The sequence below is a fragment of the Roseivivax sp. genome, from assembly GCF_054552075.1.
The window spans coordinates 181,965-195,184 of the sequence record NZ_JBTOLZ010000005.1 but is presented as its reverse complement, the minus strand read 5'-3'; the positions used below and the strand labels follow the sequence as shown (position 1 = coordinate 195,184).

General features: G+C 67.2%; 14 protein-coding genes. 2 read left to right on the top strand and 12 right to left on the bottom strand.

Going from position 1 to position 13,220, the window contains the following annotated elements:
* Positions 1–90 precede the first annotated feature (90 nt).
* The 4 genes from dnaA to mutM all read right to left on the bottom strand — a co-directional run bounded on the left by dnaA (position 91) and on the right by mutM (position 4,064).
* Positions 91–1,452, bottom strand: coding sequence for a chromosomal replication initiator protein DnaA (gene dnaA / locus ACX938_RS06085; RefSeq protein WP_232754427.1), 1,362 nt, complete (start codon positions 1,450–1,452; stop codon positions 91–93).
* Between the two features lie 488 nt (positions 1,453–1,940).
* Positions 1,941–2,204 (bottom strand): 30S ribosomal protein S20, encoded by a 264-nt coding sequence (rpsT, locus tag ACX938_RS06080; protein ID WP_232754428.1) that lies wholly within the window; start codon positions 2,202–2,204, stop codon positions 1,941–1,943.
* A 167-nt stretch (positions 2,205–2,371) separates the two neighbouring features.
* Positions 2,372–3,148: an enoyl-CoA hydratase gene (locus ACX938_RS06075; protein WP_232754429.1), complete on the bottom strand. Its 777-nt coding sequence runs from the start codon at positions 3,146–3,148 to the stop codon at positions 2,372–2,374.
* Between the two features lie 64 nt (positions 3,149–3,212).
* A complete protein-coding gene (gene mutM / locus ACX938_RS06070; RefSeq protein WP_459430363.1) occupies positions 3,213–4,064 on the bottom strand; it encodes a bifunctional DNA-formamidopyrimidine glycosylase/DNA-(apurinic or apyrimidinic site) lyase in 852 nt (283 codons plus the stop codon).
* 157 nt (positions 4,065–4,221) lie between these two features.
* On the opposite strand from mutM, the gene ubiE reads away from it, so the two are divergent.
* Both ubiE and ubiB read left to right on the top strand, forming a co-directional pair.
* Positions 4,222–4,974: a bifunctional demethylmenaquinone methyltransferase/2-methoxy-6-polyprenyl-1,4-benzoquinol methylase UbiE gene (gene ubiE, locus ACX938_RS06065; RefSeq protein WP_459430362.1), complete on the top strand. Its 753-nt coding sequence runs from the start codon at positions 4,222–4,224 to the stop codon at positions 4,972–4,974.
* Positions 4,975–4,978: 4 nt separating this feature from the next.
* On the top strand, positions 4,979–6,511 hold the full coding sequence (gene ubiB, locus ACX938_RS06060; RefSeq protein ID WP_459430361.1) for a 2-polyprenylphenol 6-hydroxylase: 1,533 nt from the start codon (positions 4,979–4,981) through the stop codon (positions 6,509–6,511).
* 771 nt (positions 6,512–7,282) lie between these two features.
* Here ubiB and ACX938_RS06055 read toward each other — a convergent pair.
* The 8 genes from ACX938_RS06055 to puhA form a co-directional block, all read right to left on the bottom strand.
* Positions 7,283–7,684, bottom strand: coding sequence for a c-type cytochrome (locus ACX938_RS06055; RefSeq protein ID WP_459430360.1), 402 nt, complete (start codon positions 7,682–7,684; stop codon positions 7,283–7,285).
* Positions 7,685–7,756: 72 nt separating this feature from the next.
* On the bottom strand, positions 7,757–8,971 hold the full coding sequence (gene hemA / locus ACX938_RS06050) for a 5-aminolevulinate synthase (RefSeq protein WP_459430359.1): 1,215 nt from the start codon (positions 8,969–8,971) through the stop codon (positions 7,757–7,759).
* The gene (puhE, locus tag ACX938_RS06045) at positions 8,961–9,764 is read right to left on the bottom strand and encodes a putative photosynthetic complex assembly protein PuhE (protein ID WP_232754615.1); all 804 of its coding nucleotides are present in this window, start codon (positions 9,762–9,764) and stop codon (positions 8,961–8,963) included. The genes hemA and puhE overlap by 11 nt, the downstream gene beginning before the upstream one ends.
* A gap of 76 nt (positions 9,765–9,840) precedes the next feature.
* A complete protein-coding gene (gene acsF / locus ACX938_RS06040) occupies positions 9,841–10,965 on the bottom strand; it encodes a magnesium-protoporphyrin IX monomethyl ester (oxidative) cyclase (protein ID WP_232754441.1) in 1,125 nt (374 codons plus the stop codon).
* Entirely contained in the window at positions 10,962–11,258 is a 297-nt protein-coding gene (locus tag ACX938_RS06035) for a hypothetical protein (RefSeq protein WP_232754442.1), read from the bottom strand. Before ACX938_RS06035 ends, acsF begins: the two co-directional genes overlap by 4 nt.
* A gap of 18 nt (positions 11,259–11,276) precedes the next feature.
* Positions 11,277–11,741 carry a photosynthetic complex assembly protein PuhC gene (gene puhC / locus ACX938_RS06030; protein ID WP_232754444.1) on the bottom strand — a complete coding sequence of 155 codons (465 nt, stop codon included), beginning with the start codon at positions 11,739–11,741 and terminating at the stop codon, positions 11,277–11,279.
* Positions 11,742–11,754: 13 nt separating this feature from the next.
* Complete coding sequence (puhB, locus tag ACX938_RS06025; protein ID WP_459430358.1) at positions 11,755–12,396, bottom strand: photosynthetic complex putative assembly protein PuhB; 642 nt, start codon at positions 12,394–12,396, stop codon at positions 11,755–11,757.
* A gap of 30 nt (positions 12,397–12,426) precedes the next feature.
* Positions 12,427–13,200 (bottom strand): photosynthetic reaction center subunit H, encoded by a 774-nt coding sequence (puhA, locus tag ACX938_RS06020; protein ID WP_232754446.1) that lies wholly within the window; start codon positions 13,198–13,200, stop codon positions 12,427–12,429.
* Between the last annotated feature and the right edge of the window lie 20 nt (positions 13,201–13,220).

Here is a 13,220-nt window from a genome sequence, read left to right as displayed (position 1 = left end):
GTTTTCTGGTTTTGTCCGATGTATGCGCGGAAGCGTCAAGGCCAGCGGGGGCCTACCCCGCCGGCGCAAGACGATTGTTGTGGTGCGGACTCATTCCTCGAGCGCGCAGCGCAGCAGCTCCACATCCTCGGCGACCTGGGCGTCCGAACGCATCAGGTCCTCGATTCGACGCACCCCGTGCAGCACGGTGGTGTGGTCGCGCCCGCCGAAGCGGCGGCCGATCTCGGGGAAGCTGCGCGCGGTGAGCTGCTTGCAGAGATACATCGCGATCTGCCGCGGCCGGGCGAAGTTGCGCACCCGCTTCGGGCCGATCAGGTCCGAGAGGCGGATGTGGTAATGCTCGGCCACCCGGCGCTGGATCTCGTCGATGGAGATCTTGCGCTCGGAGGCGCGGATCACATCGGCCAGGCATTCCTGCGCCATGGCGAGGTCCACCGGCTTGCCGACCAGCGAGGCGAAGGCGAAAAGCCGGTTCAGCGCCCCTTCGAGCACCCGCACGTTGGTCGAGATCCGATGCGCGAGGAAGCCGAAGACGCCCTCTTCGAACTCGACGTCGGGGTAATGCACCCGCTGGCTCTCGAACTTCGACTGCAGGATGCCCAGGCGCAGCTCGTAGTCGGTGGGATGAAGGTCGACGACCAGCCCCGACTGCAGCCGCGAGCGGATGCGGTTCTCCAGGTCGCGGATCTCGTTCGGCGCGCGGTCGGCGGAGATGACGATCTGCTTGTTCTGGTCCACCAGCGCGTTGAAGGTGTGGAAGAACTCCTCCTGCGTGCTGTCCTTGCCGGCGATGAACTGCACGTCATCGACCATCAGCACGTCGACCGAGCGGAAGATCGACTTGAAGTCCATCATCCGGCGGTCGCGCAGCGCCTGCACGAAGCGATACATGAACTGCTCCGCCGAGAGGTAGAGCACGTTCAGCTCAGGATTGCGGACCCGCAGCTCCCAGGCGATCGCATGCATCAGGTGGGTTTTGCCGAGACCCACGCCGCCGTGCAGGAACAGCGGGTTGAAGGTGACCGGCCCGCCCTCGGCCACGCGGCGCGCGGCGGCATGGGCCAGCTGGTTGGGCTTGCCGACCACGAAGCGGTCGAAGGTGTACTTCTCGTCGAGCGGCGCGCCGGGGATCAGATCGGTGTTGCGGTTGTCCTTGGCGGGCTCTGCCGAGGCCCGCGGCTTGCGGGCCGCCTGCGGCCGCGCAGGCTGGTTCGCGGCGACCCGGAAATGCACCCGGCGCACATTGGGCTCGAAAGCCGCGATACTGTCGAGAAGGGCGTCGCCGAAATTCTGCGAGACGTATTTACCGATGAAATTGGTGGGCGCCTCGAGAATGGCGACCTCCCCTTCGCAACCGGAAAATTCGAGTGGTTTGATCCAGGTCTCAAAGTTGTTCTCGCCAATCGTCTTGGCGAGGTTTTCCTGCAGCGCGCCCCATTGTTCCTGTGTCATTCCTTTGCTCTTTTCCCCAGCATGATCCCAATTGACGTGGCCCGATCCACGCCACGGCACGACCTCCGGGAATAACGCTTCCACTCCCGAAACAACGGCGTTTCGGGCGGAACAAGACGCAACCAGCCATGCACCGGACCCTGCATCCGGCGCCCGCGGCTGGCGCGCCAAACAAATTACTTGGACTAGGCCGAAGCATCGTTGTGCTTCGCGCAGAACCGGTGGCAGCCGGTTCACAGCCTCGCGCTGAGCAACCTTCAGAACCGTGACCTCGGTCTTGTGCTGCACCAGCCCGCGGACCTGGTCCCCCCAGGCGATCGTGACTCGCAGGGCTAAATTACCCACCGGGCCCGTGGACCAGCAACTACTCTTAGCGCTTGACTCAGTGTTCTGTGGAAAAGAATCTCTCGGCCGCGCAGAAAGGGCACAGCACGAAAAAAGGCGCCCTTATGGGGCGCCTTTTCGCTTGCACGGATAACCGATTGAAATCAGCCGAGCGCTTTCACGCGCGAGGCCAGACGCGAGATTTTCCGCGACGCCGTGTTCTTGTGGAAAACGCCTTTGGTGACGCCGCGCATCACTTCGGGCTGTGCGGCACGCAGTGCGGCCTGTGCGGCATCCTTGTCGCCCGAGGCGATGGCCTCTTCGACCTTGCGCAGGTGGGTGCGGATGCGCGAGCGGCGCGCCTTGTTGACGGCATAGCGGCGCTCTGTCTGACGCGCGCGCTTCTTGGACTGGGGCGTATTCGCCATGATGATCGACCCTTTGGTTCGAGGTTCCGAATGTCTCTCGCGCAAATGACGCTCGGGCCCGGACCTCTGTCGCCGGATCGATTCTTGCCAGAGCGGGCATCACGCGCATGTGGCGGCGGCTGATAGGGCAAAAGCCGCCGCCTGGCAACCCGGTTTGCGGGAAAGCCTTACTTGTCGCGGAACTGCGCGGTGCGCTTTTCCTGGAAGGCCGCCATGCCTTCCTTCTGGTCCTCGGTGCTGAACAGCGAGTGGAACAGCCGCTTCTCGAAGAGGATGCCCTCGGCCAGGGTGGTCTCATAGGCGCGGTTCACCGCCTCCTTGGCCGCCATCGAGGAGATGATCGACTTCTCGGCGATCTTGGCCGCGGCGCTCTGCAGCTCTTCCATGAGGTTCTTGGCGGGCACCACGCGGCTCACCAGGCCCGAGCGCTCGGCCTCTTCGGCGTCCATGAAGCGGCCGGTCAGATGCATGTCCATGCTCTTGGACTTGCCGACGAAGCGGGTCAGCCGCTGGGTGCCGCCGATGCCGGCGATGACGCCGAGGTTGATCTCGGGCTGGCCGAACTTGGCGCTGTCGGCGGCGATGATGAAGTCGCACATCATTGCCAGTTCGCAGCCGCCGCCCAGGGCATATCCCGCGACGCCCGCGATGATCGGCTTGCGGACCTTGGTGACGGCCTCGTGCTCGTCTCCGAAGAAATCCGACAGATACATTTCGACAAAGGACTTCTCGGACATCTCCTTGATGTCGGCGCCCGCCGCGAACGCCTTTTGCGAACCGGTCAGGACGATCACGCGCACCTTGTCGTTGCGATCCGCATCCTTCAGCGCCGTCGACAGCTCCTTGAGGAGCTGGGAGTTCAGCGCGTTGAGGGCATCGGGGCGGTTGAGCTTGATGGTGCAGACGTGGTCTTCGATCTCGACGATAATCGTCTCGTAGGCCATGAACCGGCGCTCCGTTCGTTCCAGTCAGGCCACCGTGGTTATCATGTCCCCACGTTGGATCAAGTTATCTTTGGCAAGCCGGACAATAGAAGGAGGAGCGCCCGGACTGCACGATGCGACGCACCGTGCCGTCGCATCCCTCGCGCCGACAGGGCAGGCCTTCGCGGCCGTAGACATCGAAACTGTGCTGGAAGTAGCCCAGCTCGCCATCGGCCCGCCGGTAGTCCTTGAGCGAGGAGCCGCCGGCGCGGATCGCCTCTTCCAGCGTCGTTCGGATGAGCGGCACCAGCGCCGCGACCCGCGCCTTGCCGATGCGTCCGGCCTTGCGCGCGGGGTGGATGCCGCCGCGGAAGAGCGCCTCGCAGACGTAGATATTGCCGAGCCCCGCGACGATCTTCTGATCGAGCAGCGCCGATTTCACCGGCATCCCCCGGCCCTTGAGCGCGGCGACCAGATGCGCCTCGTGGAAGTGGTTGCCCAGGGGCTCGGGCCCGAGGGCGGCCAGCAGCGGATGCGCCTCGGCGCCTTCGGTCGGCATCAGCGCCATGGCGCCGAAGCGGCGCGGGTCGTTGAAGGTGACGCGGGTGCCGTTGTCCATGTGGAAGACGACGTGGTCGTGTTTCTCGGGCGCGGGATGGTCATGCAGGAATTGCCCCAGCGGATCGCCCGAGATCAGGATACGCCCCGACATGCCCAGATGCATCAGAAGCGTCTCGCCGCTCGAGAGATCGGCGAGGATGTATTTCGACCGCCGCCGCAGCCGCGCCACCCGCGCGCCGGTCAGCCTTTCGGCCATGCGCTCGGGCAGCGGCCAGCGCAGGTCGGGGCGGTTGACCTCGGCGCGGGCGATCACCGCGCCCTCCATCGCGGGCAGGAGCCCCACGCGGACGGTTTCGACCTCGGGCAATTCGGGCATGGCGGGCTTTCCGGCAAACGGGCAGTGGCGCCGAGATATAGCGCGCGGGGCGCGGTTTGAAGGTCTCGCGCCCGCGCGGATTTGACTGTTTGTTTCCCCGCCTCCATCTGTGTAACCGAAATTCGGGCGCTTGGCCCGGCAGTTTGCGGAGACCTCCATGACCGACGAGCCCGAGAAGAAGGCCCATTTCGGCTATTCCGAGGTGCCCGAATCCGAGAAGGCCGGGCTCGTGCAGGGCGTCTTCCAGTCCGTCGCCTCGAAATACGACGTGATGAACGACGCCATGAGCCTGGGCATCCATCGGCTCTGGAAGGATGCCATGATGGACTGGCTGGCGCCGCGGCCCGGGCAGACCCTGCTCGACGTGGCCGGCGGCACCGGCGACATCTCCTTCCGGTTCCTCAAGCGCGCCGGCCGGGGCCATGCCACGGTGCTGGACCTGACCGAGCCGATGCTGGTCGCGGGCCGCAAGCGCGCCGAGGCCGCGGCCATGCAGGACAGCCTCGATTGGGTGGTGGGCGACGCCATGGCCCTGCCCTTCGCCGCCAACAGCTTCGACGTCTACACGATCTCTTTCGGGATCCGGAACGTGACCCGCCCCGAGGTGGCCCTGTCCGAGGCCTACCGGGTGCTGAAGCCCGGCGGGCGGCTCATGGTGCTGGAGTTCAGCCAGATCCCGCAGCCGGGGCTGCAGAAGCTCTATGACCTCTATTCCTTCAACGCGATCCCGGCCATGGGCCAGATGATCGCCGGGGACCGGGACAGCTATCAATATCTGGTCGAGTCGATCCGCCGCTTCCCCGACCAGGAGACCTTCCTGGCGATGCTGCGGACCGCGGGTTTCGAGAACGCGTCCTACCGCAACCTGAGCCTCGGCATCGCCTGCCTGCATTCCGGCTGGAAGATCTGAGCCCATGCGCGAACCCCTGAACCTCTGGCGCCTGATCCGGACCGGCGCGACCTTCCAGCGCTCCGGCGCGATGAGCGTGGTGCTCGACGCCGTGGACGCGCCGCGGTCGATCCGCATTGCCGCGCGGGTGGTGGGCTGGCCCTTCGCCTTCCTGGGCTACGAGGGCGATCCGACCATGCCGCCGGTGACCCGCGCGCTGACCGCGCTGGGGCCGGCCTACATCAAGTTCGGGCAGATCCTCTCGACCCGGCCCGACGTTGTGGGCGAGGAGCTGGCCGCCCAGCTCCGGGTGCTGCAGGACGAGTTGCCGCCGTTTTCCCGCGACGCCGCCAAGAAAGCCATCGAGGACGATCTCGACATGGCGGTCGACGGGCTGTTCTCGTCCTTCAGCGAGCCGGTGGCCGCGGCCTCCATCGCACAGGTGCACAAGGCGGTGCTGGCCGACACCGGAGAGACCGTGGCCGTGAAGGTGCTGCGCCCCGGGGTGGAGCGCGCCTTCCGCCGCGACATCGACGCCTTCTACTTCTCGGCCCGGGTGATCGAGGCGCTCCTGCCCTCGACCCGGCGGCTGAAGCCGGTGGATGTGATCGCGCATTTTGAAGGCGTGGTCATGGGCGAGCTGGACCTGCGGCTCGAGGCCGCCTCGGCCTCGGAGTTCGCCGCCAATACCGCGGACGACGACGGCTTCCGGGTGCCCGAGGTGAAATGGTTCCTCTCGGGCCGCCGGGTGATGACGCTGGGCTGGGCCGAGGGCACGCGGCTCGGCGAGAACGCCGCCATCGACGCCAAGGGCATCGACCGGGTGGCCCTGTCCGAGCGGGTGATCCAGCTTTTCCTGAGCCACGCGCTGCGCGACGGGTTTTTCCACGGCGACATGCACCAGGGCAATCTCAAGGTCGCTGACGACGGGGCGATCATCGCCTATGACTTCGGCATCATGGGCCATATCGACGCCTATACCCGCCGGGTCTACGCCGAGATCCTCTATGGCTTCATCCGCCGCGACTACCAGCGCGTCGCCGAGGTGCATTTCGAGGCCGGCTATGTGCCCGCCGACCGCGACGTCGACGAGTTCGCCCGGGCGCTGCGCGCCGTGGGCGAGCCGATCTTCGGCATGGACGCCACGCGGATCTCCATGGCGCGGCTCCTGGCCTATCTCTTCGAAGTGACCGAGCGTTTCGGCATGGAGACCCGGACCGAGCTGATCCTGCTGCAGCGCACCATGGTGGTGGTCGAGGGCGTGGCCCGCTCGCTGAACCCGCGGATGAACATCTGGCACGCCGCCCAGCCGGTGGTCGAGGACTACATCAAGAGCTCGATCGGCCCCCGCGCCGTGGCCCGCGACCTGGCCGAGACCGCCAAGGTTGTGGCCCGGTTCGGGCCGCGCCTGCCGGGCCTGGTGGAGGGGCTCCTGGTGCAGCAGTCCCAGCCTCGGGTCGACCGCGCGCCGAAGCTGATGCCCGTGCGGGTGTTCTGGGCCTCGCTGGGCCTCGCCGTGGGCGCCGGCGCCGCGCTGGCCGCGACGCTGCTGGGGTAGCCGGGCGCGGGCGGTCGGCGGCGGGTGCTTGGGGATGTGGCTCTGTGTTGGGTGCTTGGAAGGCGCCGCCGTGCGCGGACGCTTGGGGATGTGACTCTTTGTTTTGTGCTTGAGCGACGCTGCGATGCGCGGGGATGTGGCTCTGTGTTGGGTGATTGAGCGGCGCTGCTGTGCGGGGATGAGGCTCTGTGTTGGGTGGTTTGGTGCTTTAGGGGCACGGCGACGCCCGAGCTTCACCGTGGTCTGTTGATGAAAATGCCAGGTCCCTGCGCCACTCTGCGCCCTAAAGGTCTCCCTCCGGCCCAGCGTCCCGTTGATCACTCAACAGCACACGCATGCCGGGCCAACATCAGGCTCTAGCCTGGCCCAACCCGCACCTTCGTCCCCCACAAAAGCCCTCCCTCCCCACAAGCGCCACTTGCGCCCGAATAGCACCGAAGGTGCCGGGCGCGCGCCGGACCGGCCCCTTGGGCCGGCGCTCCTTCGAGTGGCGCACTCAGCTCACCCCTAGTCCTGACCTTGCCGCCATAAAGCGCGCAGCTCACAGGTCGGCAGCGCCGTCCCCCGGTCCGGCGCGCGCCCTCTGTTGTGCTGGGTGTGAGGGAAGTAGGTTTTGTTGGACCGTGGGTGCCCGGCAGGCAGAGGCTGACCCGGTAATTTAGACGGTGGGATCCGTGGTCCGTGCGCTCAGCGCGTCAGCGGGGACAACAGTGCATGAGGCTGGTTCCGTATCCGCAAATACCGGCCCAGCCCGCCCCTCAGCCCCCGCCGCTACCGCTCCAGCGCCCGCAGGTAGTCGTAGATCGCCCCGGCGCCGGTCTCGCTGCGGTAGGCCATGCGGGCGCGCGCGGAGGGGTCGCCAAGCCAGCCCTGCAGGAACTCGGTGGGGTTCTTGAGATAGGCGGCAAAGCTCGCACGGTCCCAGGTCAGCCCACGGGCGCGCGCCTCCTGCATGGAGCGCGAGTAGTTGAACCCGGCCGCCCCGGCGACCGGCCGGCCCATCACGCCGTAGAGGTTCGGCCCGGTGCGCCCGCCGGCGACCAGCCGCGTGCCGTCCGGCGCGGTCACGCTATGGCACTGCGCACAGGGCGCGAAGGCCGAGGGCGCCTCCTGGGCCGACGCGAGGCCCGCGGGCAGGAATGCGGCAAGGAAAAGGGCGCGCAGCATCGTCATGCAAATAACCGTTGTTCAACATGACGATGCTATCCCGTCAGACGGGTGGCGGAAACCGCTTTCCCGACACGTTCACGCGACCGCGTGGGCAATCGCGCAGCGCTTCCACAGCGTCGCCAGCGCCTGCACCAGCCGCTCGATGTCCTCGTCGCTGTGCAGGGGCCCCGGGGTAAAGCGCAGCCGCTCGGTGCCCTTGGGCACGGTGGGATAGTTGATCGGCTGCACGTAGATCCCGAAGTCCTGCATCAGGATGTCGGCGAGCTGGCGGCATTTCACCGGATCCTTGATCATCACCGGGATGATGTGGCTGGGGTTGTCGAGATGCGGAATGCCCAGCGCGTCCAGCCGCTTGCGCAGCTTGGCGACCTGCACCTTCTGACGGGCACGCTCGCAGTCGCTTTCCTTCAGATGCGCGATCGAGGTGCGCGCCGCCGCGGCCACCGCCGGCGGCAGGGCGGTGGTGAAGATGAAGCCCGAGGCGAAGGAGCGGATGAAATCGCAAAGCGAGGCCGAGCCGGTCACATAGCCGCCGACCACGCCATAGGCCTTGCCCAGCGTGCCCTCGATCAGGGTGATCCGGTGGGCCAGGCCAAGCTCTTCGGAGACGCCGCCGCCGCGCGGGCCATACATGCCCACGGCGTGCACCTCGTCGAGATAGGTCATGGCGCCGTGTTTCTCGGCGACCTCGATGATCTCTTCCATCGGGCAGATGTCGCCATCCATGGAATAGACCGACTCGAAGGCCACGATCTTGGTCGCATTGGAGGGCAGCGCCGCGAGCTTGGCGTCGAGGTCCTCGGGGTCGTTGTGCTTCCAGATCACCTTCTCGGCCTTGGAGTGGCGGATGCCCTCGATCATCGAGGCGTGGTTCTTCTCGTCCGAGAGGATCACCGCGTCGGGCAGCTTCGCGCCGAGCGTCGAAAGCGCCGCCCAGTTCGAGACATAGCCCGAGGTGAAGAGCAGCGCGCCCTCCTTGCCGTGCAGATCGGCCAGCTCGGCCTCGAGAAGCCGGTGCTGATGGGTGTTGCCCGAGATGTTGCGGGTGCCGCCGGCGCCGCAGCCATGGGCCGCCACGGCGGCCTGCATGGATTGCATGACCTTGGGGTTCTGGCCCATGCCCAGGTAGTCGTTGGAGCACCAGACCGTCACCTCCTCGGGGGCCTCCTCGTCGTAGCTGCGGGCCCGGGGGAAGGCGCCGCACTTGCGCTCGAGCTCCGCGAAGATGCGGTAGTTGCCGTCTGCGCGCAGGCGATCGAGCTCGGCGTCGAAAAGGGCGTCAAAGTCCATGGGCGTCCTCCCGGTGGTCGTTTTTCGGTTTGGGCGCGGGCAGCATCCAGCGCCAGAGCTTCTCGTCGGGCAAGGGCAGCACAAGGAACCAATGCTCGAGCAGGGCCAGCGCGGTCAGCGCGGCCAGAAGGGCGAAGCCGGCTGCCTCGGCGGGCGTTCCGGCGGTAAACAATCGTTCCAGCCAGCAGGCCACCGCGAAGCTCAGCGCGGTGACCGAAACCGGGAAGAGCCAGTTCATCGGCGCGATGCGGAAGTGGCTCGGCAGATGCGAAAGCTGCGGCGGCAGGAACTCGGTGTTGATCTTGGGCACCCCGAGAAAGAGGTTCAGCTTGGCCGAGAGCCGCGCGAAGAACAGCACCGCGAAGGTCCAGAAGGCGGTGGTATTGGCCGCGCCGGCGGCATGCAGGCCCAGCACGATCAGCGCCGCGACCAGCGCCATCTCGTGGTAGGCGATGGTGCCCCAGGCGCGCAGGAAGCGTTCCCAGCCGGGACGGCCCGGCGGGCAGGGGTGCAGGTTCGGCCCGGTGACCACGCCGGTCAGGAAGGCGGTCTCGATCCAGCCCCAAAGCGCGATGGCGCCGAGGAAGCCAAGGTAGACCCCGGCGAGGCCTTGGGCGTCGGCGGCGCCATGCACCGCCCAGACGGCCAGCGCCAGGACCGGCGCGCTGCCGAGCGTCAGCCAGAGCCGCGCGCCGGGGCTCACCGCGCGGCGCACGGCCACGAGGATCGCCCCGGTGGAGAACCACCAGACAAAGAGCGCCGCCAGCGCGGCCAGCCAGGGATCGCTGAGGATCACGGCGCCCTCCTGCCCTGGCTCGGACCCCGGGCGCGCCTTGGCGCCCGGGCCGCTGTCATATGCCGCTTGAGGCTCAATAGACCGGCTCCAGCCGAGTGCTTTGCGGCACGCGGTGCTTGTTGGCCGGGATCGTGTAGAGCTGCACGAAGCACAGCGCGGCGCGCGCCGAATTGGCCCAGCTCTTGAGCCGCCCGGAAAGCCCGCCCTCGGATTTGCCTTCGGCGATGCCGACATTGGCGCGGTGCAGCCGCTCCAGCGTCGGCTGCCAGCGCGGATGCTCGATGTCGAGGGTGATCGGGAAGATCTGCTCGGTCAGCGCGCTGGTCTTGGTGAAGACCGAATGGGCATACCAGTCCGGGTCGACTCCCAGCGCCTTGTGGAACTCCGGGCGCTGGTGGTCGCGCACATACATCGTCGCATAGACCGCCGTCAGGAAGAACTTGATCCAGAGGACATTGCGCCCCGAGGTCAGCTTCGGGTCGGTCTTCATCAGAAGCGCGAAGGCCTCGCCGTGGCGGAACTCGTCGCCGCACCACTCCAGGAACCACTTGAAGATCGGGTGGAAGCGGTGCTCGGGATGGGCCTCGAGGTGGCGGTAGATGGTGATATACCGCGCGTAGCCGATCTTCTCCGACAGATAGGTCGCGTAGTAGATGAACTTCGGCTGGAAGAAGGTGTATTTCTTCTTCTGCGTCAGGAAGCCCAGGTTCACCGCGACGCCGGCCTCGCGCAGGGCGTCGTTGATGAAGCCCGCGTGCCGCGCCTCGTCCCGCGCCATGAGCTGGAAGAGCTGCACGATGTCGCCGTTCTTGCCGCGCCGCTTCATCTCCTTGTAGAGGACGCAGCCCGAGAACTCGGCGGTGCACGACGAGATCAGGAAGTCGATGAACTCCTTCTTAAGGCCGGGCTCCATGCCCTCCCAGTCGACCTCGTCCCAGTCCTCGTTCTTCTTGAAGTGGCCCTTGTTGGGATCGGCCTCCATCTCGGCGATCAGCGCGTCCCAGTCCTTGCGGACCGGGCTGACGTCGATGGCGTCGAGCTGGTCGAAGTCGGTGGTGTAGAAGCGCGGGGTCAGCAGGGTGTTCTGCATCGCCACATCGGTGGCGAACTGGCTGTCCATCTTGGCCTGGGCCTCCTGGAGGGCCAGGCTCTCGTCGACATTGGTGATGTCGGCGGTATGCGGGGTCTGGACGTTCATAGCGTGACCTCCTCGGAGAAGGAGAACTCGCAAAGCTCCATCACCTCGAGGTCCCCGGTGAGCCGGGTCCAGAGCTGTTCGAGCTTGGAGGCGCGCAGGATGATCGCCTCGCGGTCCTCGCTCACGACCTCGCCGAAGGGGGCCATGATCTCGGGCCCCTGGACGGTCACCTCGTCGCCGGGGTTGACCACGGCGCCGTTGTTGAAGCGCACATGCGCGTGCAGGCTTTCGAATTTGTGAGAGATTTCGACGGTGCAGGGCGCCCGTTCGATCTCGCGTGTCAGAAGTCCCATTTCCGGCTCCCTTTCGAGCTATTGACGCAGCAGCTTGGCGAAGGCGGCTGCGTTATCCGCACCGAACCCCATGAGGTCGGCGCCCCAGTCGGTCGTCGGGTCGAAGATCGCCAGACGGCCGTTCTCGTAGGCGACGAGCCGCACCGGCCCGTCGACGGGAACGCGGGCATTGGTCCGCTCGCGCTCCAGAACGCGGTAGATCCCCGCGATGAATCCGCCCTCGTCGGGGCCGAAATCGGCGATCAGCACGCCGTTGGCATCGAGCACCCGGGCCGCGCCGGACATCTCTCCCTTGAGGTAGACGAGCCGCTCGGACTGCACCGGGCTGACCGGCGGCGTGGCCTCGAGCGGGCGGCCCGACCAGACCCAGAAGGCGGTCAGGCACAGCACCAGCGTCACCAGCGCGGCCATGGCCCGGACCATGGCGGTCGGCACGAGGTCCCGGGCCTCGTGGCGCAGGCGGGGGGCGGTCTGGCTGGACATGGTCGGGCCCTCCTTATTCCGCCGCCACCGCCGCGGCGCCGGTCGACGGGTCGGCGCGGCTCACGCGGGGTTCGGCGATGCGGGTGCGGGCGGCCTCGCCGAGGATCTCGGCGACCTTATCGGCCTCGGCGATGCAGCGCAGCGCGGGCTGCGTGGGCGCCATCTTCCAGGGCCGGACATGCGGCCAGCAGACCAGGTAGGACAGCCGCGTCTCGCCCAGCGTCAGGAAGGAGATCGTCCCCGTCCCGTCGCGCCGCCGCGCCAGGTCGGCCGAGGCGATCTGCGTGTAGGGCAGGTTCAGCGTCACCGTCAGCGCCGCGCCGATCCGCATGGCGACCCGGCGGTTGGTGATCGTGTAGACCGTGGCGCGGGCCTGCACATAGGCGATGGCGAACAAGAGCCCCAGGGTGATCGCGCCCAGGATCAGGAAGGGCACTGCCGCGCCGAGGGCCTGGCCCAGGGGCATCAGGTCCACGACCGCGACAAAGCGCCAGACCGCCAGCCCGAGGAAATAGAGCGCCACCCATTTCAGGCTCAGCGCGTCCCGGGCCAGGGCCCAGGCCTCGGGGCGGCCCTGCCAGAGGATGCGCTCGCCCTCGGGCGGGCGCTCGGGCAGGCCCTTCACGGGCTCGGTTGCGAAATCGTCATGCGGCATCGGCTCGCCTCCCTCTCGACCCGCGCCCCGTCAGAGCTGCGGGTCCTGCCTCTTCTGGCTCGCGTAGAGGACGCCACCGCCGTAGTAGGCGCTGATCTTGTCCTCCTCGAGCTTGGTCACGACATCGGGCGCCTTTGTGGTCGGCACGCCCGGGAACTGCGCAGCGTAAAGCGTCTTCACGTCGACCCGGTTGCCCCAGATCCGCGCCAGGGTCATCGGCAGGAGCCGGGTGCCGCCGCCGCCCTCGAGTTCGATCTCGAGGTAGCGCACGAGCTGTTCCGGCTCGTCGATCCACATGTCCGAGACCATGCCCACGACCTGCCCGTCGCCCGAGCGCACCGGCAGCCCGCGCGGGTCGTTGCCGGCGGCGACCAGGAAATGGCCGTCCCGCTTCATCGGGATGATCTTCGGGCGCCCGTGGCCGTCGAGCTCGGGCTCGTCGCGCCGGTTCGCCCAGGCCGCCGGGCCGATCCCCTGTTCGAAGGGATTGCCGGTCGGATCATAGGGAAAGCCGCCCGACTCGAAGGCGCGGGTCATGTTGGCGTGATGGTCGTCGCGGTCCGCCGGCTGGCCCGAGGGCACCGTGTAGGTGCCGCGGCCATGCGGCAGCACGAAGGTCTTGTCGGCGGGCATCGGGAAGACACCGCCGGCGTCGGCGGGGCTGCCGTCCTCGTCGACCAGCGGGTAGCCTTCGCGCTGGTTCTCGCGCTGGATCCAGATCACCAGCCCGACGAAGAAGATGAAGAAGAGCCACAGCGAGATGCTCGCCAGGTCGAGGTTTCCGAAGATGTAGTCGTCAACCATTTGTCTGGTCCTCCATCATG